The 24,068-nt window shown below is 46.1% G+C and carries 14 protein-coding genes; 5 read left to right on the plus strand and 9 right to left on the minus strand.

Features of this window, described 5'->3' with window-relative positions; genetic code table 11:
• Positions 1–66 precede the first annotated feature (66 nt).
• Positions 67–639 carry an RNA polymerase sigma-70 factor gene (locus SNE26_RS14245; RefSeq protein WP_321560008.1) on the minus strand — a complete coding sequence of 191 codons (573 nt, stop codon included), beginning with the start codon at positions 637–639 and terminating at the stop codon, positions 67–69.
• Between the two features lie 123 nt (positions 640–762).
• Here SNE26_RS14245 and SNE26_RS14250 point away from each other — a divergent pair, with 123 nt between their 5' ends.
• The 5 genes from SNE26_RS14250 (at position 763) to SNE26_RS14270 (ending at position 10,036) form a co-directional block, all read left to right on the plus strand.
• Positions 763–1,920: a FecR family protein gene (locus SNE26_RS14250; RefSeq protein ID WP_321560009.1), complete on the plus strand. Its 1,158-nt coding sequence runs from the start codon at positions 763–765 to the stop codon at positions 1,918–1,920.
• Between the two features lie 213 nt (positions 1,921–2,133).
• Positions 2,134–5,436, plus strand: a complete 3,303-nt coding sequence (locus SNE26_RS14255) for a SusC/RagA family TonB-linked outer membrane protein (protein ID WP_321560010.1) — start codon at positions 2,134–2,136, stop codon at positions 5,434–5,436.
• Between the two features lie 25 nt (positions 5,437–5,461).
• Positions 5,462–7,252, plus strand: coding sequence for a RagB/SusD family nutrient uptake outer membrane protein (locus tag SNE26_RS14260; RefSeq protein ID WP_321560011.1), 1,791 nt, complete (start codon positions 5,462–5,464; stop codon positions 7,250–7,252).
• A gap of 30 nt (positions 7,253–7,282) precedes the next feature.
• Complete coding sequence (locus tag SNE26_RS14265; RefSeq protein WP_321560012.1) at positions 7,283–8,260, plus strand: BT_3987 domain-containing protein; 978 nt, start codon at positions 7,283–7,285, stop codon at positions 8,258–8,260.
• Between the two features lie 174 nt (positions 8,261–8,434).
• Positions 8,435–10,036 carry an RICIN domain-containing protein gene (locus SNE26_RS14270; protein WP_321560013.1) on the plus strand — a complete coding sequence of 534 codons (1,602 nt, stop codon included), beginning with the start codon at positions 8,435–8,437 and terminating at the stop codon, positions 10,034–10,036.
• 323 nt (positions 10,037–10,359) lie between these two features.
• On the opposite strand, the gene SNE26_RS14275 is transcribed toward SNE26_RS14270, so the two are convergent.
• The 8 genes from SNE26_RS14275 to SNE26_RS14310 form a co-directional block, all read right to left on the minus strand.
• A complete protein-coding gene (locus SNE26_RS14275; protein ID WP_321560014.1) occupies positions 10,360–11,541 on the minus strand; it encodes a glycoside hydrolase family 76 protein in 1,182 nt (393 codons plus the stop codon).
• 21 nt (positions 11,542–11,562) lie between these two features.
• Positions 11,563–12,789, minus strand: a complete 1,227-nt coding sequence (locus SNE26_RS14280; RefSeq protein ID WP_321560015.1) for a glycoside hydrolase family 76 protein — start codon at positions 12,787–12,789, stop codon at positions 11,563–11,565.
• Positions 12,790–12,865: 76 nt separating this feature from the next.
• Positions 12,866–15,232 (minus strand): GH92 family glycosyl hydrolase, encoded by a 2,367-nt coding sequence (locus SNE26_RS14285; RefSeq protein ID WP_321560016.1) that lies wholly within the window; start codon positions 15,230–15,232, stop codon positions 12,866–12,868.
• 38 nt (positions 15,233–15,270) lie between these two features.
• Positions 15,271–16,491, minus strand: a complete 1,221-nt coding sequence (locus tag SNE26_RS14290; RefSeq protein WP_321554617.1) for a glycoside hydrolase family 76 protein — start codon at positions 16,489–16,491, stop codon at positions 15,271–15,273.
• 90 nt (positions 16,492–16,581) lie between these two features.
• The gene (locus SNE26_RS14295) at positions 16,582–17,706 is read right to left on the minus strand and encodes a SusE domain-containing protein (protein ID WP_321554618.1); all 1,125 of its coding nucleotides are present in this window, start codon (positions 17,704–17,706) and stop codon (positions 16,582–16,584) included.
• A gap of 30 nt (positions 17,707–17,736) precedes the next feature.
• On the minus strand, positions 17,737–19,368 hold the full coding sequence (locus SNE26_RS14300) for a RagB/SusD family nutrient uptake outer membrane protein (protein WP_321554619.1): 1,632 nt from the start codon (positions 19,366–19,368) through the stop codon (positions 17,737–17,739).
• 17 nt (positions 19,369–19,385) lie between these two features.
• Positions 19,386–22,562, minus strand: coding sequence for a TonB-dependent receptor (locus SNE26_RS14305; RefSeq protein ID WP_321554620.1), 3,177 nt, complete (start codon positions 22,560–22,562; stop codon positions 19,386–19,388).
• Positions 22,563–22,610: 48 nt separating this feature from the next.
• Positions 22,611–24,065 carry a sugar porter family MFS transporter gene (locus tag SNE26_RS14310; RefSeq protein WP_321554621.1) on the minus strand — a complete coding sequence of 485 codons (1,455 nt, stop codon included), beginning with the start codon at positions 24,063–24,065 and terminating at the stop codon, positions 22,611–22,613.
• Positions 24,066–24,068 lie beyond the last annotated feature (3 nt).

The raw sequence follows: 24,068 nt of genomic DNA on the forward strand, positions 1-24,068 counted from the left end.
TAGCAAAAGCAGGAACAATAGCCACTCATCTGAAGCGAACGGCAGCAGTAACGATATCTCCTGTAATCACATAAAATAAAAAAACACCAAAAGATAAATATGCTTCAAACAAACCTTAAGGTGTTTTACAGCTAAAGTTAATTGATTTTCGACAGTGCGTTTTGAGATATTGAGGCGCTCGGCAATTTCTGAATTGGAGAGGTTATCAAACCGGCTCAGTTCAAAAATTTCCTGACAACGTTTGGGTAGTTGATCTAAATGATTACTGAGCAGGTTGTCAATTTCAGATTGCCTGATCCGGGTTTCACCGTCGTTATTTTCGTGCCTTCCTTCAACAACAATATCCTCTTTAAAAACAATTTCAAGCTTAACCGCTTTGCGCCGTTTGTAGATCTGGAAGCGGACGGAGGTTTGCATAAAATTGGAAAAAGAAGCTATTTCCAGTTCTTTTCTCCGGTTCCAGATACTTACAAAAACATCGTTAACAGCATCGGCACAAACCTCGTCATCGTCCAGGTAATAATGAGCTGTTTTATACAGGCTAATCCAGTAACGATCAAACAACAAATCGAATGCTGTTTGATCATCATGGCGTACCGATTGCCATAGTTCAAGATCTGTTTTTGAGTATTTTAACATTATAACTGGTATTATAAAAATAATCAAAAAAAATGTTAAAACCGCATAATGAAATATAAAAAAGATAAAAAAAGTATGTGAGCTTTTTGATGAACCGGGTACTATACTTATATAAACCACAAAATGTCGAAACAGGATTTTATTTCACTTTACGAGAAGTTCCTTTCCGGGCAATGCACCGACGAAGAAAAGCAGCTTTTGGAGAGCCATTACTCCGAAATAAAACTCATGGACAATGAGTGGGACAATACCCTTGGCGATGAAGAGGCTATCAAAGCCCAAATCATAGCTAAAATGCAGTCGGAGTTGGATTTTAACAAGCCGATTGAGATTATCAAAAAGCGGTCAAATGCCTGGCTAAAGTATGCCGCCAGCATAATTTTCCTACTCTCGGCCGGGCTTTTTTTATGGCATTACCGGGAACAAAAAACACGGAATAACCAATCGGTCAATAATATTTTACCGGGTAAAAACCAGGCCTACCTTACCTTATCCAACGGACAATCTATTATCTTAAACAATACAAAAAACGGGCAGATTGGCGGCGCTTCCGGAGTTATTATTCAAAAAATAAGCGACAGTATACTTTCATATCGTCAAAATAATAATACAAATAATAACATCGAAAATACAATCATTCCAGATAGCAATTCGCTGACTGTACCACGCGGGGGTATTTATCAAACCATCCTGTCCGATGGCACAAAAGTGTGGCTTAACTCGGCCTCATCTATCAAATACCCCGTGGCATTTATGGGTAAGGAACGCCGGGTGGCGCTTACAGGCGAGGCTTATTTTGAGGTTGCCAAAAACAGGAAAATGCCATTTAAAGTAGCGGTTAACGGTATGGAGGTCCTGGTTTTGGGCACACACTTTAATGTAATGGGTTATCCCGAAGATAAAACAATTAAAACCACCCTTTTAGAAGGTTCGGTTAGTCTCCATTCAACCAATAATAACACACACCTGATACCGGGCCAGCAAGGAATATTTAATGCTTCCGACTTTTCGGTGTCAACGGTAAATACCGACGATGTGGTGGCCTGGAAAGAAGGCTATTTTGTGTTTGATAACGAAAGTATTGAAAGCACCATGCAAAAAATAAGCCGTTGGTATAATGTGGAAGTTGTATTTGAAAACAAAAAAAGCCTGCAAAATCAGCACAGTTTCGGCGGCACAATTTCACGGCATAAAAATATCGATATCGTACTTAAAGCACTGGAAGCAACAGGATCAGTTCATTTTAAAATTACAGGAAGGAGGATCACAGTGATGGATTAACAGTTACCTAAAAATCTCATTACAAAACCTTTATGTAAAAAGAGACCAGGAGCAGGTCGGAGCGCCCCCGGTCAAATACCTTTCGGCATAAGGGTTAACAACCGATTATTTTCTTACAACCAATTATTTACTAACCCTAACCAAATGTATAAATTTTTCATTGCATTCCCATGCAACTGGGACCGGCGTGTCCTGTTCAAAATTTTGCTGATAATGAAGCTCACGTTTGTTTTATTGCTGGTTGCCTTACTCCATGTAAGCGCGGCCACCTATTCGCAAAACATCAGTTTAAAGGTAAAAGATGTTTCACTTTTAGATGTGTTTAAGCAACTGCACCGGCAAAGCGGTGTTGAGTTTGTGTACGATAACAAAATGCTGAAAGAGGCAAAACACGTGAGTATCAACGCCGTAAACGAGCCTTTATCTGCCGTGCTCGACAGGTGTTTTTCGCAGCAGCCCATCACCTACGAGATCATCGAGAATATGATTATTATTAAACAACGACCTGTCGATAACACGGCGGATAGTAAGTCGTTAGCCGTAACGGTAACAGGTAAAGTTACCGACGAGAAGGGCATTCCCCTCGCCGGTGTAACCGTAAAGCTAAAAGACGGCCCCGCAAGTACATCAACCCGTAAAGATGGCTCGTACTCGGTAAAACTACCCGATGGTAATAGTACGCTGGTGTTCACATTTATTGGCTTCGCCACGCAGGAAGTACCTGTAAATAATAAACATGAGATCAATGTTGTGCTGAAGGAAACAGCTACCGGGTTAAATGATGTGGTAGTAGTAGCCTATGGCCAACAAAAAAAGGTAAGCCTGATAGGGGCCATAAGCACGATAAAAGCGGAGGAACTAAAACAACCTGTTGCCAACCTTTCAGATCTGATTGCCGGTCGTGTAGCCGGTGTTATCGGTGTACAGCGCAGCGGCCAACCGGGATATGATAATGCGGAGATCTACATCCGTGGTATCGCTACTTTTACCAGCAGCAGTCCGCTTGTATTGGTTGATGGTGTTGAAAGGGACCTCGCTAACGTAGATCCGGAGGATATAGCCAGTTTCAGTATTTTGAAAGATGCTTCGGCTACAGCAGTTTATGGTGTGCGGGGGGCCAACGGCGTTATCATTATTCAAACAAAAAAAGGTAAACCAGGCAAAGCTACCATTAACGCGCAGTATGACCAGGGTGTAACCCAGTTTACCCGCATCCCTAAATTTGCCGATGGTGTTACCTATATGCAAATGGCTAATGAAGCCTATAAAAGCAGTAACCCTAATGATCCCCTGCCTAAATACAGTGACGATCGTATCCAGAAAACAGCCAGTGGCGCTGATCCCGACCTTTATCCTAATGTTGACTGGTTTAAAACCCTGTTTAACAAATTCGGCCAGAACCGCCGGGCAAGGGTCAACGCTAACGGCGGGTCAGAAAACGCGCAGTATTATTTATCTGTTGGATATTATAACGAGAACGGCTTATATAAAACAGATCAGCTGGCTAATTATAATTCGGCCATTAAGTTCGACAGGTATAATTTTACATCTAACCTAACCCTTAATGTTACCAAAACCACCAAGGTTGATTTCGGTGCCTCCGGTTGGATAAGCAACGGTAACTACCCTGGCAATTCGGTTGATGCCATCTGGGGTTCGGCATATGTGATGCCCCCTATTGTGATCCCTCCGGTTTATTCTAATGGCCTGCATTCACAGATCCGTACCGGCGATGTGTTGAACCCCTACAACCTGCTTACACAAAGCGGCTATGTCAATGAATTCAGGAGCCAGTTATGGAGTAACATTCGGGTAACCCAGGATCTGGGTAAGCTATTGAAGGGCCTCTCGGCAACAGCCATGTACTCGTTTGATAACTATAATACGCATATCATAAGCCGCACAAAAACGGTTGACGGGTACCTGGCTACCGGTCGGGATGATAAAAGCAACCTGCTCCTGGATAAAACCTCCATCGGCACCAGCTTTTTGGGTTATAACCGCTCAAATGGAGGCACGCGCCAATTTTACACTGAAGCGGCCGTTAATTACAATAATACATTTGGAAAACATGCGGTTACCGGGCTGATCCTCTACAATCAATCAGACAGGGAAGATGCCTTTGCCAATGATTTCATCAGCTCTATCCCCTACCGTTATATGGGGCTTGCAGGCAGGGCCACCTATGCCTACAATAATAAATACCTGGCTGAGGCTAACTTTGGCTATAACGGCTCCGAAACCTTCGCTCCTGATCATCGCTTTGGTTTCTTCCCTTCATTTGGTTTAGGATGGGTAATTTCTGAAGAATCATTTTTTAAGCCGTTGGCCAATACCTTCCAGTTTTTAAAACTGAGATATTCGTACGGTGTGGTGGGTAACAGTAATATCGGCGGCCGCAGGTTTGCTTATATCTCAACTGTTGGCGGCGGTAACGGCAACTACTCATACGGCCAAAATGGTACCGACCAAAGCCTGAACGGCCTTGATATCGGCGATTATGCCGTGAGCGTAACCTGGGAAAAGGCAAAAAAACAAAACCTGGGTATTGAGTTTAAAATGCTCGATAACGCGATTTCATTAACTGCCGATGTTTTCCAGGAAAACCGCACCGGCATTTTCAGGCAGCGCGGCGATGTGCCCACCTATACCGGGATCCGCACGCTCCCCTATGCCAACCTTGGCGAAGTGCATAACCGTGGCATCGATGCTACATTGGATATCAACAAACGGATTGGCGCCAACTGGGTAGCAGCCTTCAGGGGCAACTTTACCTGGAACAGGGCTAAAGTAATTAATGATGCCAACGCCCCCTGGCCATACCCATGGCAACAACGCATTGGGCGTAAACTTGGCCAGCGTTTTGGCTATACTGATCTGGGCTTGTTTCAGAGCGATGCCGATGTAGCCAACAGCCCTTACCAAACCGGCACGAACAAGCCGGGCGATATCAAATACAAAGACCTGAACGGCGACGGCAAGATCGATAATTTTGATCAGGGCCCTATCGGTTACGGCAGCATCCCGGAAATTGTTTATGGTTTTGGCCCTACCATAAGCTATAAAGGTTTCTCTATAGCGGGCTGGTTTAAAGGCATTAGCAATGTTGATGTATCCTTGAACGGAGATGGGCTGCAACCCTTTAGCCAGGGTGGCGAACGTGGCAACCTGCTTGCCCAAATCACCGACAGATGGACCCCTAACAGCACCAATCCCCGCCCGTTTTACCCGCGCCTAACTTACGGTAATGATAACATGAACTACGCCAACAGCACCTGGTGGGTTAAAAACGGCGCGTTTATGCGCCTGCAAACCCTGCAGCTTAGCTATGATTTTGCCGGCGCAAAATGGCTCCGTTCGGTAGGCATGTCAAACTTCAACATTTATTTTATCGGCTACAATTTATGGACGGTAAGTGGTTTTAAGCTTTGGGACGTAGAGCTTGGCGATGGTCGCGGCGCGCAATACCCGCTGTTAAAAACTTATAATATGGGCATCAAATGCACCTTTAAATAATTGATCATACAATATAATATTAAATATGAAAAATACTATCATAAAGTGCAGCACTGTAATACTAACAGTAACCCTGCTGTTTAGCAGCAGCTGTAAAAAATACCTGGACCAGGTGCCTAATGACAGGATCACCATCGAACAGGTATTTCAAAAGAAAGGCCCTTCCGAGCAATACCTCGCTAATATTTACAGTTACGTAGATGACCTATCCGAACAATGGACACAAAACCCATGGCTCGGTAATGCCGACGAGGTGGATATAACCTGGTCTAAATACACCATTTACGATCTCAACATCGGTAACATAGGCCCGAGCAACGCTATATTCGATAGGTGGAGCTACTATTACAATGGCATCCGTTCGGCCACCTACTTTTTAAACCACATTGATGGCAACGCCGAAATTCTGGCATTGAACGGACAGCAGTTAATTGATCAGTACAAAGCCGAAGCCCGCTTTTTGCGCGCATATTTTTATTTTCTGCTGATGCGCCAGTATGGCCCGGTAGTTTTGGTTGGAGAAAAAGAGATCCCTGCCGATGCCACAGCCGATGCCATGCAGTTACCCCGAAGCCCTTATGATGATTGCGTAAGCTATGTAAGCAGTGAGTTGGATAAAGCCGCGGCTGTATTACCACGGGTTGCATCTAATAACGGCCAGGCCAGCGATGTCCAGGCCGGGCGAGCGACAATTGGGATGGCTTTGGCTGTAAAAGCGAGAATGTTGCTTTATGCTGCAAGTCCGTTGTATAATGGCAATATCGAATATGCATCGTTTAAAGGATCGGATGGAAAACCGTTAATCAATCAAACCTATGATTTGCAGAAATGGAAAAAAGCTGCCGATGCCGCCAAGGCAGTTATCGATTTAGGGTTATATCAACTATATAAAGACGGCAGCGGCGATCCTGCAAAATCCTACCAGGGTATTTTCTTACAACAATGGAATTCAGAACAGATCTTCAACCGTAAATCAAACAGCTTACCTACCTGGGATACCCACTGTATGCCGCGCCAGGCCGGAGGCTGGGATGGCATTGGTGTAACGCAGGAACAGGTTGACGCTTACTTCATGAAAGATGGCAAACCAATTACCGAATCATCTTTATACTCCGAAACAGGTTTTACCAACGTAAACGGCGTACAGGTTTATAATATGTATATCAACCGCGAGCCAAGGTTTTACGCGTCGGTAACTTATAATAATGCTGTTTTCCAGGGAGGGAATATGCAGTCGGCAGCACCTATCAGCTTTTTTGTGAGCGGGCCTAACAGCAAAAACGGCCACCCTACTGATTTTACCAAAACCGGCTACCTGGTGCGTAAAAATGTGGGCACGCAAACCAACGCTGGCTCAGGCGGTAATGGTGCGCAGCAAGCTCGCCCGCTGGTTTTGTTCAGATTGGGCGAGGTTTATTTAAATTATGCCGAGGCCTTGAACGAATATAGCCCTGGTGATGCCGATATCGTAAAATACTTAAATCTGATCAGGGAGCGGGCCGGTGTACCGCAATATGGCACTACCGATCTGCCCATACCGCCAAGCCAGGCAGATATGCGTACGCGTATCCGCCAGGAACGCCGGGTTGAGCTGGCTTTCGAATCGCTAAGGTGGTTTGATATCCGCCGCTGGAAAATTGCAGCACAGGTAATGGGCGATGTACATGGTATGAACATGAACAAGGATGGCAACGACTTTTATAAACGTACGGTTGTAAGTAATCACCTGTTCAGGTCGCCGGCCTCCTATTGGTTCCCGATAAGCCAGTACGATATGGACCGTTCAAAACTGGTTGTTCAAAACCCCGGATGGTAAGCAATTCATTAATTATTCAGTAAGAGGAGTATGAAAATTCAACATATTTTAAAGTTCATGGGCCTGGTGGCCCTTGTTCAAAGTACCGTTTTATCGGGCTGTAAGGATAATGTAGTTTTACCTTACCAGCCCATAGACAGCTATAACCAAATTTACATGCCCGAGGCCGTAAATGGCCCGGTAGTGAAAACACTAAAAATAACCGATAGTGTGCAAACCCTTATTTATGGGGCCAATTATGGCGGCCAGGGATATCCGGGCAGCGACATCTCCGTTAACTTCGCGGTTAATAAAGCGCTGGCCGATAGTTTTAACGTGGCCAATAATACCAGCTACCCGCTTTTGCCCGAAGGCAGTTATACGCTATCGGCAAATTCGGCGGTTATTCCGAAGGGCAAGGTAAGTACAGCACCTTTAACCATTAGCCTAAAAACCAATGGAACAGGCGCAATGGACGCTTTAAAAACTTATATTTTACCCGTAAGTATTAGCGGTAACCCGGTAAAAGTGCGCGAAGCTTTACGTACTACTTTCTTTATCCTTAAAGCCCAGCCCGATTTTAACGATTATGCAAATTATGATCGTGCTAACTGGGCTATTATAGGCTTTTCCTCGCAGGAGGCTAATGGCGAAGGGCCCAACAACGGACGGGCTATATTTGCACTGGACGGCAATACCTCAACTTTTTGGCATACGCAATGGTCTGGCGCTTCGCCGGGGCCACCGCATTATATCATCATTGATATGAAGGAAGCTAAAACCCTCCACGGCGTATCGTTTGTTGGCCGCCAGGCCGACGGAGGTGGTAAGCCTAATGAGGTTAATATCCAGGTAAGCCCCGATAATACTATATGGACAGATGCCGGCACATTCAACTTACTGAATAACAAAGACCTGCAAAAGCAGTTTTTGCCCAACGGGTTTAAAAGCGCCAGGTACATCAAGGTAATCGTTAATTCGGCATACAACGCCTCCTACACACAAGTGGCCGAGTTTAACGCTTTCTAAAAAACATGATCAACAGGTGGCAGCCTAACCACCTGTTGATTAATGCCCTACACTATACTGAAAACATATTTTTTGCCGGAAAACGCCCGGCCCGGGATGCCTTTGCCATAATAACCGCCTCTCGCTTTCATCTGCACATCAATCAATATCAATCTATAAACAAAACAACAAACCATGAAGAAGAAACACCTGACAACCAACAACCCTATGCGGCTTTTTTTGCCCCTTGCCGCCGGCCTGGCGTTAACATTATCGGCCTGTAAAAAGAACGATTTTGTAAAAGTCAATACCGATCAACCGACAGGTCAAAAACTGGGCACTCACAATGTAGTGAACCCCGGCAATGCCGATGTGGCTTTTAACGCCTACAATAATGCCTTTCTGGTAAACTCCGGGGGGCAAACGTATTACAAAAAATCTATCAGCGACGGTACTGCCGATGGCACCTGGGTAGCCTCGCTGGATATTTTGGTGGCCGAAGATGCCTACGAGCGCACAGGCAGCGCAGCACACAAAACATTGGTGAACAACCTCTGCGCCACCTGGCTGCAAAATACACCCGTACCCTGGACCTGGGACGGATGGAACGATGACATCGGCTGGTTTTCGCTGGCGCTGGTCCGCGGCTACCAGATCACCAATAATTCCAACTTTTTAACGCAGGCCAAATACGGCTTCGATATGGCCTATGCCCGTGGCTGGGACACACAGTACAACGGCGGAGGTATCTGGGAGCAACAACCCGATAAAACCCCGGCCGGCGAACCGATCAACAAACAAGCGCTATCCAACAACAGCCTCGGTAAGGTGGCCTGCTACATTTATCAAAGCACACATGATCAAAATTATCTGGATAAGGCCATCCAGATCTACGATTGGGTTTGGCATCACATTTACAACTCTACCACCGGCCAGGTTTACGCCGGAATAGATCGTAATAATGTAGTTGATACAGGATCGGCAGTGTATAACCAGGGTACTTTTGTTGATTACGCCAACTTACTTTACCAGATAACCGGGAACGTAAATTATTACAACGATGCCAAACGATCAATTGATTATGTAAAAAACAACATGACCACCAATGGTGTCATTACCAATAACGCCGGTTACCTTAATACCTGGGGTGATGAATTTGCACGCGGGTTAGGCCATTTTGTAAGGGATAACCGTATGTGGAGTACCTATTACGCATGGATGGTACAAAATGCCAACGCCATCTGGACCAACCGCCGCACCGATTATAACATCACCTGGAACGGCTGGAACCAGGCTACACCTACCGATAATACTTTAACCACCAGCAAATTTGCCAGCGCGGTGGCATGGCTGCAATATACCCCCGGCGCACAACCCGACGAAATTGCCGGTATGCATTACATTGTAAGCAACCAAAACGGTGTAGCGGTTGATAACAACAATACCAGTACCAACGGCGCAGGTATTGTGCAATGGGGCTTAAACCACGGGCAAACTCAAAAATGGAATTTCACCCAGAATGAGGATAGCTCATGGAATATTGTAAGCCAAATGAGCTGGCTGGCGCTGGATGTTCCGGGCGGTGCTGCAACCAACGGCTTGCAACTGGATCAATGGACACCCACCCGTGCTAATAATCAACGCTGGTGGGTCGACAAGCAATCTGATGGTACCTTCAAAATCTGGAGCCAGGCTACCAGCGGAGCTTTGGATAATTCAAGCTCATCTGTAAATGGCTACAAGCTTGTGCAATGGGGATGGAATGGCGGTGCGCAGCAACGCTGGCTATTGCAGTAAAGATTGATGTAATAAAATAAGTAAGGCGCGTACATCATGTACGTACCTTACTTTAACTGTAATTTTCAGAACAGCAGGCCATGTGCCGATGCTATCGCGATACGTGTTTGGTTATAAGATCGCTGAAACAGGTGGATGAGCAAAAGAGGAACAAGCTAATCGCACTCCTTCCGCAGTAGTCGAAGGAAGGGGGGCACCAGCAAAATTTTGGCTGGATTTATTTATAAACACAAAAGTCCGATTAATATATCTTATAAAAAATAAGAGCCGCCGGGTCTCAATCGGCGGCTATATTAATCAACCTATTGTAACAGCCGAATTTATCAGCGCGCCAAACTTAACCGGGCATACATTTCGGCAATACAGGCCTCATCCAAAAGCCATTTAGGCTTGACCAACTCGCCGGGTTTCGGCAGCCAGCTATGTGTGGTCAAACCAAATTTATCTTTCGAGTTGTTCCAGGCATAATTCAGATCATGTTCAATGGCGGCTATATATTTATTATTTCCATCCACCTTACGCAGGGCCTCATACCCCCGAAACAGCACAGCAATAAACCATGGAACATCTATTTTAAGTATTAACCGCTTATCATGCGGTAAACCTTCGTAGTATTTATAACTTACGGATGCCAAAGCTTTAGCCTGTTGCAAATAGCGTTGCCTGCCGGTAAACCGGTAAAGTAGTACTGCCGCCTCAATCATCGATCCTGTGTTATAGCTCCAAAAGGTATGGTTTTGATCTCCACTAAGTTTAATATCATTGCTGATCATTCCGGTTGTGCTGTCACGTAACGAGCGATACATCCAGTTATAAATTCTTTCGCCTTGTTGCAGGTAATATAGCTCATGGCAGCCCTCATAGATCTTTAACGCGGTGAGCGCGGCCATTCCGTTACTGCAGGCGGGCTTTTGATCGTTATGCCCTTCGAGCCAGGTAATTCCTCCACCAACATCGTCGTTCCATCCGCTTATGATGAATTTAAAAACGTCTTTAGCCCGTTGCAGATATATAGGTTTTTTGGTGTTGAAATAACTCTCCATATAATCAATGCCCACCAACCCGTTGTCATCATAATACCGGTCGGCCTTTTCAAATTTAACCGGGTATGCCTGGTATCCGGCCGGCTTTCTTGAGGTATCCCTATATTGCTCTATTCCGGTTACCAGGCTATCCTCGTATAATGTGTATTTATCTTTAAGGCCCGGAACGCGCATAAGTACATTGGTTGCCGAGAACATACCCGAAAAGGGCCATAAGAAACTCACCGCTTTTTCTTTTACCGCATCGCCCTGGAAATAATTGAGCGAATCACCCTTTCCCGACGGATAGTTTTCCAGGAATAAACCCTTTTGCGAATAAACACGGTATCGCTTCCATATATTTTGAAACATACTGTCGGCACGCACCTGATAAGTATTGCGAAGGCTTTTCTGTGCTGCAACGGGCAATGAAATCCCCGATACTACCGCCGCAACGACGATAATTATAAATTTTCGATACATTTTAATGATAATTATATATGACTATCTGTAATCAGACAACAAAGCCTGCGTTCTTTGCATCCAGGCCTGATCAACACCTTCCTGCCGTGTATCAAGCCCGCTTCCGTCAAAATTGCAGAAGGTATAGTAGCCAAGATTGGTGGCATTCCGCAGTTTGGAATTAATATAATCTATATTTTGCTGCGCGTAATCCAACCAGGCGGTATTACCATCACGCTGGTAAAGCCTGATCATAGCCTGCGAGCCCCAAACACACCATGCCGGGTTTACCCGCCCATCGGCAGTGTTAAACCTGTAAACATGATAAGTGCTGTTCCATAATGTAGTGTTCATGGCAATACCTAAATTCTGGGCCTTGGTTACAAAACTGTTATCGGCCATGATCTGTGCATATAACAGGAAAGCCTCTGTCATGATCGCGTTATCATAGGTAAATTTCTCAAAATGCTTGGTCCCGGCTCCGCTGCCGTCAATTTTCCAGATGTACAAACCCGTAGCCGAATCGAACATATTAGCCAAAAGCCAGTTTTTAACAGACACCGACCAATCACGATAAAAGGTTTGCCCGGTGATTTGGTATAAGCGTAAAAACAACTGCATGGCCAGGCCGTTGGATTGGGTGGGCTTACTTTCTTTAACGGTGTTCCACCAAAAGCCGCCGCCGTAGGTATTATCCCATTGCCCACTGTTCATCAGCCAGTTAGCACACGCCTTAGCCGCGTTCAGGTAATTGATTTGTGTAGTACCTGTTGTTACATCGTAGGCATCCAGGTAGGCAACGCCACTTAATGCATTATCATCTACATATTGATCACCTGCAGCACCCGTGCCGTTTATATTGGCTGCGGCAAAGTATCCTCCGTTGGGGTTACTGCCGTTCCACATATTGTTCATCCATGCAAAAGTATTGTTCATATAGGGCGCATAAGCCGTGTTCCCAATCTTCACCATCGCGGCATCCGCATAGATCTGGCTTACGTTATACCACTCGTACGCAGTTCCGGTAGATGTTGTGGTGTTAACCCGGTAACTGTTATAACTGGTAAGGATGTTCCCATATACAAAATTGTGGGTTTCACCCGCCTTGATATAGTAGGCAGAGCTCGTGCTTGCCGTTTTTACTTTTTCGCCCGCATCAGTAATGCCACTTTTAGTATGTAACGCAGCGTTTTCTTTTTTACAGGCCGCGAAGCCAAGTGCCAGCATCACGTATGCCGGAATTAATTTTTGGAATAATTTAGTTTTCATAACGGTTGTTTATACAGGTTTTTTTAATTTATACAGCCAACGTCAGCACCAATTCTCCTCGCTATTTCTTTTAAATTTATTGTGTCGATGGTGGAGGAAGCTTAGTTCCCCATTGTTTATTAGGCTCTTTACCCATCACAAAGCTCAAGCTGCCTCCCTGCATGAGTTGATCCCGGTAAAGCCAGCAATTATCAAGAGGCTTACCATTAAACCGGGCAGATTGGATGTAAACGTTTTCTGCCGAATTATTGAGGGTCTCGATCACCAGCACTTTACCGGTACCCAACCTGATAGTCGCTTTTCTGAATAAAGGGCTGCCGAGTTCAATGACAGGCCGCAAATCTGTAAGTCCTTTTACATCAAATAATCCTAAAGCGTTGATCACATACCAGGACCCAAGCTGCCCCTGGTCTTCGTCCTGACCGTAGCCATATCCATGAATCGGCCCGGTGCCGTAAAATTCCTCTCCTATCAGCCTCGTCCATTTTTGTGTAAGCCAGGGGCGGCCGGAGAAGTTGAAGAGCCAGCTGATATGCAGGTTGGGCTGGTTGCCATGATTATAAATAGAGTTGATCCCGGCAAAGGCGTCGATAGTTTTACCGCCACCGAAGCCCTGTTTTTCCGAAACGGTGAAAATACTGTCCAGTCTTTTGTTGAAATTATCTCTACCTATCGCGTCAATTAAACCGGCCGGATTTTGAGGTACATAAAATGAATATTGTACAGCATTGCCTTCCTGGAAACCTCGCCACGGCTGATAGGGATCAAATTTTTCGATAAAGCTTCCGTTTAACCGCTTCGGCTGCATGAGCTTGTTTTGCGGGTTAAATATTTGCCGCCAGCCATTTGATAATTTGATAAGCTGTTCATAATCTTTGCTTTTACCCAGGGCTTTAGCCATCTGCGCAGCGGCGAAAGCGCTGTAGCTGTATTCTAAGATATGCGAGCCGGCAAAATTTGAACCTGTGGAATCTGTCACGAAATCCCGTCCCGTCTGGTCAAAAAACGGGACAAAGCCATGATCAATAAACGCTTTAATATCTAATTTACCCGGACCTACCGGCCGGTTTTCATACTTCAGTTCGTTATCTTTTACTGCTTTATAGGCCAGGTTTACATCATAGTTACGAATGCCTGAATTATAAGCCCCTGCTATAGCGAGCCCAACAAAGTTTGTACCCACACCTGATACGTATTCGCTGTTGGCAATACCATCGCCAAACCAGCCTTTATCCTTATAAAGTTGTAGCTGTGTATTTACGAAACTGCCGTACCATTGCGGGTATGATAATGCCCATAGCTGCGTGATATTCCAAAATCCGCCCCAAATGGCGTCTGTATTGATAAACTCTGCTTTCGGTTGTTGATTTTTTATTATCGGCAACTGCCCGGTAAGTCCGGCATGTTTTGGATAAGCGCCGTTAACATCACTGGCAATGCCCCTGCCCAAAAGCGCATGGAAAAGCCCGGTATAAAATTTTGTCTTGTTTTCGGTGCTGGTATCTTCTACCGCTATCTTACCCAGTTCCGATCTCCATGTTTGCTGTGCCTGCTCCCTGGCCTTTGCAAACGTAAGCCCGCTTGCTTCTGTTACGAAATTTTTACGGGCATTAGCGATCGAGGTGTATGATAAACCTGTTTTTACCTCAATTACCTCGTTGGCGGCGGTATGGTAATTTAACGACAATCCGGCGCCATGCCCTTTAGCACTGCTTTGGTTGTTATCAAGCCGCCCGGTAGTGAAAGCTGTTACAGTTGCTGGCTTTTTGCTGATCTCGCCATAAAAATACAGGGCCACTTTACCAGCCGGATCATAAATCCTTACGTACTTTGGATAAGTATACACATAACCTTCAAAGTGCTTATCATCAAGCATTTTGATACTTGCGTCGGTCACGGTATCACTTTCACCCTGTTTATTGCCAATATCCAGGATAATATGCGACTGACTATTCTTGGGAAATGTGTACCGTTGGAAGCCAACCCGCTTTGTTGCTGTAAGTTCGGCAGTAATCTGATAGTCGTCCAGTTTAACTTTATAATAGCCGGGTTCGGCCACCTGGTTTTTTCTGTCGAAGCCGGAACGATAACCCGGGGTTTTCCGTTCCAGATCGCCCGGGCGGGTAATCAGCTTGCCGGTTGTGGGCATGTAGCTTACACCACCTACCTGCCATTCGTGGAAATGAACAAAGCCTTCAATCGAATTTTGCCGGGTATCATATCCAACCGCTTCCCACCCGGAAGGGTTGCCGTAGTGCCCGTTGGTTGACGGGGCCAGTTTTGCCATACCATATGGTACCGCTGCCGGCGTGTAAAAAAACCACCTGCTGTGCGCTGTGCCAATGTTGGGATCAACGTATTTTAATATGTCCTGTGCCGATACCTTGCTCCAGCATGGTAAAGCCAATAACAATAAAACCCCTGATTTTGATAATGATCTCATTATACCTGTTTATTTTGTTCCTCTGTATGTTGAATAGCCTACTTATATTTCGATAACAGTGTTTGGATCCGCTGCATCCATGCCTGATCAACACCCTCTAAATTCGGGTATCTTCCGGCTCCATCCAATGCCGCATATTGATAATAACCATTAAGGGCCGGATTTTTAAGGACTACGTTAATCGCATCTACATTACCTTTGGCATAAACCAGCCAGTTACTGTTGTTATCTGTCTCATAAAGTTTGATCATAGCTTGCGTAGCCCAGCCGCTATAGCAAGGATTGATTCTGGGGTCGTTGGTATTAAAAATGAACACATTGTGACCTTTGTCCCAAAGTGTTTTGATCATCGCGTTACCTAAAGCCTGTGCTTTGGCCTGATAAGTGTTGTCCTGCATCGCATCGGCATAAAGCAACTGCGCTTCTACAATGATCGCATTGTCATAGCTGAATTTATAGGTGTCTTTAGTGCCGTTTTTTTCTATCTGCCAGATGTAAAGGCCGCTTACACTATCATACATCTGGGTATTAAGCCAACTATTAACCAAAATTGCCCAATTTTTATAAAGCGAGTTTCCTGTTATCTTATACAAACGACAAAATAACTGCATCGCCAGTCCGTTGGATTGACTGGGTTTAACGGTTTTATCAGTTGACCACCAAAAGCCGCCGCCAAGGTCGTTATCCCATTGTCCGCTGTTCATCAGCCACCTGGCGCAATTTTCGGCCGCGGCAAGGTAAGCCTCCCGGTCGGTTCCTGTGGTAACATCATAGCCAGCCAGGAAGGCCATGCCCGTAAGCGCGTTATCGTCTACATATTTTCCGCCACCCGCGCCAGAACCATCCAAACCCGCGGCGGCAAAAAGCCCGCCGTTGCCATCCGTTTTATCAACAAGCTTATTTAGCCATGTTAACGTATTATTCATGGAAGATTTATAGTTCGCATCGCCCCGTTCAACCATCGCGGCATCGGCGTACAACTGGCTCGCAACATACCATTCAAAAGCGCCGCCGGTATTGGTTGTGGTATTTACCCGGTAGCTGCCGTAAGGTGTAGCATAGCCCGACGCTACAAAAGCGTGGGTAGCTTTTGCATTGGTTAAGTAAACGGATTCAGTTGTAGTGCCGCCATTATCACCTCCGTTGTTACCACCCGAATTGTTGTTACTACCATTGTTCCCGGGATCAACCTTAGATTTTCCGCAGGAGGCGAATGCCAACGTAAGTACTGCTATACCGCAGCGAAATTGCATCTTCATAACTTAGATTCTGTTTTAAAATTGCCCGCGGTTTTTAAAACCGCAGGCGGAGTAAATTAACATAGGGTTATATATGCCTTAGCCTGCACATCAGTTAACCGCGACAGCCGTATGGGTATATGGCCCACCCGTATTGAAATACACATCAACTTTAGCATTATGCGTGTCAATTGAAGGGTCAAATTTATACGTGTTATCCCATTGCGCATTGGTTACCGGCAGCAGATAAAAATAACTTGCAGGCTGTCCGGCAGGCGCGATGTTGTTGACATTCGAGCTGCCTAAATATTCAATCCCATTGGTAGTATGGAGCGCAAACTTGTAACGCTCGTCCCTTCCCCACGAAAACTGGTAAAATGTAACCGCAATCTTAGGATTTTCCCAGGTACCATTACCAATATAATTTAATTGCCCGATCTCCGTGTTGTAAGCCGACATGAACAGCCCCAGCGATTGAATACCTACTACATTACTGGTAGCCACGTTAAAATCCAGCCGCAGGCGGTAGGTTGTTTTTGCCGGGCTAATCGTTACAGAGCCGCTCCCTTGCCGGATAACGCCTTTATCATCCAGGTAATATTTGACGCCGCTGCCGCTTGCTTTATCGGTAAACCCGTAGGTGCCCGGCGCAAGTGAGGTATACAATTCAAAAACGCCCGCTGAAGTTTGCTTGAAAGGAATTGCTTTGGAAATATCGGTGCCTCCTTCTGTAGCCGTTCCGGTAAGAAACAAGGTTGTCGGCGGCACTGCAAAGCCGGCCGGCCGGCTTACCTGCAGGGTATTAGAAATTTTGCTGAGTTGCATATTGGTAGCCTTTGAAGCAATAACCGTCCATTTCAACGTCCCTATGCTTGATGAAGCCACGCCGGCCAGCGATGCGATCTTATTCAAGGTGTCCTGCGGAATGGTGGCCTGCGCCTGTACGCCGGAACCGTCGGATAAAATACGGTATACAGGTTTACTAAAATCGCCGCCCGCCTTATCAAAAGTAACCTCATACATGATTAACCCGCCGTCAATGGCAGTTGCGGCGCTCCACTTAAATGTTACGGCGGGGCCGCCTGCCTGGAGGTTTATGCTGCTGGCATTAAGCGGGGCCGCAAGTGTATTAACCGCGCTTATGCTGGTATCCAATGCCCGCTTATCTTTTTTACAGGAGCTGATGACAAAAGCTACAGCCAATGCTGTTAGCGCAAGTACAAATAATCTTTTCATATTATTCAGGAATAATTGGTGATTTAAAGTTTAATAACCTGGATTTTGAGTGAGCTTGGAATCTAAACTCAAATCGCCGCCGGGTATGGCCCACAAGTAATCGCGGTTTGTATTGAACCTTCTCAGCTGCGCGCGGATATAGCCGTTGTCAGTAGCGGGGTCACCGGAGAATTTAGCCCCGTGAACATAACCATTCAATACGGTTTCTGCTATCTTCCATCTGCGGATATCGTCAATACGGGCTCCTTCCATGGCCAGTTCAACCCGGCGCTCGCGGCGGATTACATTAGTTAGGTCACCTCCCGGATAGTTTAATGCGGCAGGATCAGTAAAGCCTGCCCTTGTACGCAGCGCACCTATGGTTTTATTCCATACCGTAGCGTCCATTTGGCCAAGGCTGCTTTTTGCCTCTGCATAGTCAAGCAGTATTTCGGCATAGCGGAACAGGTGGATATTATTACCCGAAGTAAAATTGGCCAATGCCGAAGGGTCAAAGTATTTACGCCAGTAGTACCCGGTTGGGGATGAACTTTGCCGGCCGGAAGAATACTCATCAGGCCCCGGGCGGGTTGGATCACTACCTGGCTTAATGTAAATCATCTTGCTTGTGCCATTCACGCCGCCACCGCTATTCCAGTTGTAACGGTCATAAACAATGGTAGCTGTAAGCCGGGGGTCGCGGCCCGCATAAGGATTGCTCTCATTATATCCGGACCCGGCATCATTGATCCCCTTGCCATTAAGCATGATATAATCATTTACCAGTTCCTGGCTCGGGGCCAACGAATTCACACGGCCACCTACACTGTTTGGTGCAAAATCCCAAAAATCCGTCCAGGTACGGGTAGTTGCCGGAACATACTGCAATGACAATATCGTTTCCGGATTATTCCTGTTAGTTGCCGGATCGCTGAAAAGATTGCTGTAACTTGGATTAAGCGAATAAGTGCCGTTAGAGGTGCCGTTCATCAAGCTTTCGCATGTGGTAACCACATCAGACATACGGTTACCCTGATATAGCAGTACCCGTGCCTGTAAAGCTAACGCCGCGCCTTTGGTAATACGGCCATTTTCGGCGGCAGGCAGTTGATCTTTTGACGGAAGCGCCGGTAAAATCGCATTCAATTCGCTTAGAATAAAGTTTATCACTTCTGCTTTGGGCGTACGTTGAATTACCTTTGCTTCGTCCTGCGAGATATCCGTGCTTACCAGCGGAACGTCGCCATACCATTTGGTCAGGTTAAAATCCTCAAACGCCCTGATGAAACGGGTTTCGGCCTTTACCCTCCCAAGTGTAGCCGCGCCAAGTGTTGTATTTTTGTCAACATTAGCCAGAAACTGGTTACAGGATTTGATCGTAGCATAGTAATAAGCCCAATCGCCCGCGAACTTAGGTGTTTGCGCGTTGGCATTACCACTTGCTATTTGAATAAGATCGGTGTTGGTTTGTGAATAAGCGTTATCTGATAACCCCTCGGCCGCGAAGTAAAGACCGCTGTTATACATCAGGCTATAGTTATTATTGAGTGCGTTATACACGTTAGCGTCCGAACTCCAGAAGTTAAGAACCGAGTATGCATCTGTTGGTGCTATATCTAATTTACGGCACCCGCTCACCAGCACCAGTGCGGTAATGGCGAAATATTTATTTAAAATTTTCATGTCCCTTCAGTAAATGGTTAAAAAGTGATGTCAAGGCCTGCACCGTAAAAAATAGGAAGCAGGTAATTTCTCGCACTGTTAGAAGCCGAGTTCGGGCTTACGTTATTACCGAACTCCGTGGTTTCAGGATCAATGAACTTGAGTTTTGTAAGCGTTAACAGGTTTTGCCCTATGAGCGAAACACGTACACGCTCCATTCCTGCCCTGCGCGTAAGTTCCTGCGGCAGCGTATAGCCGATATTGACATTTTTAAGGCGCGCATAAGCGGCGTTAAAGCGATACAGGTCGGAGCCGCTACGCCAGTTATTGGTATTAGACGGCGAACCGATGGTTGCCAGCCTTGGGTAACGGGCGTTCGGGTTATTTGGCGTCCAATAGTCGGTCATGTGTTCGTACAGCGTAGCACCGTAGTTGTAGTGAAAAGGTTCCACCAATTCGCCACGCAAAAATTCATCACGCTGGCCAACACCCTGGATAAATAAGGAGACATCAAAACCTGCAACTGCAAGCCGGTAAGTAAAGCCGAAGGTGTAATGCGGGAACGGATTACCGATAACCTTTTTATCGTTATCATCTATTTTACCATCGCCGTTCAAATCTTTAAATTTTAAGTCGCCGGGGCCAACTATCGCACCTGCCGGTTTTGGATAACTGTTTACATCTGCTTCGTTCTGGAAATAGCCGTTGGTAACATAGCCATAATATTGCGTTATAGGCTCACCAACGCGGCGAATAAGCTGATAAACATCCTGGTTATAAATAATTTGCTTTGTGCTGCCGGTAAGCTGCATCAACTTATTTTGCGTGTTGCCTATGTTAGCGCTAAAGCTCTGTGTAACCTTTGGCGTTTTCCAGGTATAGGTTAGTTCAACCTCCCAGCCCATATCACGTACCTTGGCTACATTGGCCACCGGCGGCGCAGCACCAAAAATGGTAGGCACATCAAGCGGGGTTTGCTGGATATTGCTGGTTACTTTGTTAAAATAATCGAAAGATCCGGTTAGTTTGTTATGGAACAGGCCAAAATCAAAACCAACGTTCAATGTATGCGCCCGCTCCCAGGTAAGCATCGGGTTTGACAGGTTAGTCCCCGCCCCACCCTGAATAACGCCATTGTAACCATAAGCGCCGGGATAATTGAAATAGGTGGTTAAATAAGTATAGTTACCCGCCGACTGATTGTTACCGACCACACCATAGCTGCCTCTTAACTTTAAATGATTAAGGGTATTTTTCAGCGGCTCCATAAAACTTTCCCCGGTGATCACATAACCAACATTCACTGACGGAAAAAAGCCATTTCTTTGCCCTTTGGCAAATTTTGACGAAGCATCATCACGGAATACAAAATCAACGAAGTAGCGGTTGTTATAATCATAGCCGATCCGGCCAAAAGCCGATTGCATACTGTTGGCCTGAATAGTAACGCTGTTGTACGAGTTGGTAGCATCAATCAGCGTTCCTGTTGTAGCATTGCCAAAAACCGGATCGGTTAATGACTTCATCAACTGAAAGCCACGCTGGCTGTTCAATTCGCTCGAAACACCTAATGTAGCGCTGATATTATGTGAGCCAAAGGCCTTGTTATAACCCAGATATACCTGCGTGTTAAATGAACTGGATTTGGAATTGTTATCAAAGGTGGTGAGGTCATTGCCATATACACCTACAGGAAGATAGTTGACCTGAGCGCGCCTGAAAAAATTACCGTTGTTTTGGAGGGTACCACCAAAAACACCGGTTAAACTCAGTTCGTTGGTGATGCTCAGGGTTCCGTTCAGGTTACCAAAAACGCGGTCGTTATCTGCCTGGTTAAAACCACCTTTTTCCAAAACCCCGTATTCATTATACTGAGAAGCAACAGGGTTTGTCAGATAATTACCGTTAGCATCCGTCCAGCTGTAATTATGCGGTACGCGGTTAGCATCGGCAAAAATATTATTATCGCCTACACTGTTGGTCTTGTTCCTGGATTTGGTATATTCCAGTATTCCGGATAATTTGAAACGACCGATGATGGTTGACTGGTTTAGGCGGAGGTTATATTTTTGATACCCGAATTTACTGCCGGAGCCGCCGCTTCCGATAAAATTGCTGAGCTGGTTAAGGTAACCTGCAGAGATAAAGTAGGTGTTATTTGCCCCGCCACCGCTCACACTAACATTCTGCGAAGTCTGCGGCGCGTTATAAAGTACATGATTGATATCCCAGTTTCCATCACCCTGAGCAGCAAGCTGCTGGATCTGTTCGGGTGTGAATGCAGGCGGAAGGCCTGAATTGGCCAGGGCTTCATTTTTGTAATAAGCATTATCGGCCCCGCTTACTTTTTTTACCAGTATATCGGGTTTCTGCCAGCCAAAGTTACCATTATAAGTTGCTGTCGCCTTTTGGTTCAGCTTACCGCTTTTTGTCGTTACAAGCAAAACACCGTTTGCGCCGCGCGAACCATATATAGCGGCCGAACCCGCATCCTTAAGCACGGTAACACTCGCAATATCATTTGGGTTAAGCAAGTTGAGGTCGCCAACTGATTGCGAAACAATTCCATCAATAACCAGTAACGGATCGTTATTTCCCGTTGTGGCCACGCCGCGAATATTGATGCTTGGACTGCTTCCAGGGTCCAGCGTGCTTTGCTGAATGATGAGATTGGGTGATTGCCCCTGCAGTGCCTGCGCGGGATTTAGAACGGGTTTGTCATTGATATCTTTAGCGCCAACGGTGCCTATGGCACTATTAATGGTTGCACGGCGCTGTGTACCGTAACCTACAACAACAACTTCGTTCAGGGCTTTGGTAGTATCCGGCTTTAGGCTGACATTGAACTGCGTTTTATTGTTAATAGCTACAGTTTGGGTAATAAAACCGATAAAAGAAAATGACAGCGTTCCATTTATACCCGCATCCGGGACAGACAATTTGTAGTTTCCATTAATATCGCTCACTGTGCCTGTTCCTGAATTGAGCAAACGGATGCTCACTCCCGGTAAGGGGCGGCCCTGTTCATCGGTTACCTGTCCGGTAACAATAATGCCGGCGGCACGTCTCAGGTCGGCATGGGTAGTGCCCGGAACAGCGGCACGGGCAACCGGCATGTTCCAGCAGAAAAACACGGCAGGCAACAGCGCCGGAATAATTGCCCGGTAAACATGCCTTTGCTTTTTTTGGGGTTTGGGTAAAAGTTTAAATCTCATTTGTTTGGTTTTTAATTGGTTAATTCATTATTTATAATTTGGTCATGGTTATGGTAAGCTTGGTCCGACCTTCTGGTTTTCAGGTGATTTTGATGGCGCGAATGATTCGGCCCAGTAAGTCTCTATGCTTTCTAATGATTTCCCCTTGGTTTCCGGGATAATTCGATACGTGAGCAACAGCGCGGGCGCACAGCAGCCCGCGAAAATCCAAAAGGTCCATGCCGGCCCTGCGCCTTCCAACAATACCGGTGTAAGCAGACCAACCAGGAAATTACCGATCCACAAAGAAAGTGTGGCTAACGACATAGCCTTCCCGCGCACAGCGCCCGGAAAGATCTCGCCTACAATAACCCAGCATACAGGACCAAAAGAGAACGCAAAACAGGCGATAAAGAGTAAAATGGCAGTTAGGATCCACGGCCCTGATGTAACCCCGGCAAAGAAAAGCACGCCGATCAGGATCAAGGCTGCAACCGCCCCACCTACTCCGGCGAACAATAACGGTTTGCGCCCCCAACGATCTACAGTGAAAATGGCTACGAATGTAAATACCACATTGACCAGCCCTATAGTTACCTGACCACCAAGCGCATTGTTAAGGGCGAAGCCTGCCTGCTCCAAAATTTTGGGCCCGTAGTAAATAACAGCGTTTATGCCGCATAATTGCGAAAACAAAGGCAATAATATCCCTATGAGGAGCGGCCGGCGGTATACTGGCCGTAAAAGTTCCCTGAGCCCTTTTTCATCCTGGATACCTTCCCCATTTTGAAAAGCAGCGATCTCGTTTTCTGCCGCTTGTAAACCGTCAATCCTGATCAATATCACTTTGGCTTCCGCAACCCTGTTTTTCAGCAGCAGCCATCTCGGTGATTCAGGTACAGCCAAAAGAGAAAGCAGGAAAATCCCCGCGGGTAAAGCCCCAAGGCCCAGCATGGCCCGCCAAACCTGAGCTGAGAGAATAAGCTTTAGGACGGGACCAGACAAATCAATTTTTGTATGGTTTAAAAGATAGGCGTTAGAAAAGTATGCTATTACAATGCCCACGGTGAGTGCCAGCTGGTAAAGCGACACCATCATACCGCGGTAGCGGGATGGTGCAAATTCAGAAATATACAGCGGCGATACCATCGAAGCCACACCGATGCCCAAGCCTCCTATTAACCTGAAGGCGATCAGTACCGTGAAGGAGCCCGACCACATACAGCCCAGCGCCGATGCCAAAAAGAGGATTGCCGACAGGATAAGTACTACCTTGCGGCCATACTTGTCACTCAAAGCCCCGGATAATGCTACACCGACTACACAACCGAGCAAGGCGCAGCTAACAAACCAACCCTCTGTTACGGCATTTAAATGAAAATCATTTTTTACAAGCCCAACTGTGCCGGAAATAACAGCCGTATCAAAACCAAAAAGGAAACCGCCAAGCGCCGCTACCAAACAAACGAGATGGAGGAAAGTGCGGTTCTTTTTTGAACCGGACTGTTGAATTTTAGATGACATTTC

The sequence above is a fragment of the Mucilaginibacter sp. cycad4 genome, from assembly GCF_034263275.1.
Taxonomy (GTDB): domain Bacteria; phylum Bacteroidota; class Bacteroidia; order Sphingobacteriales; family Sphingobacteriaceae; genus Mucilaginibacter.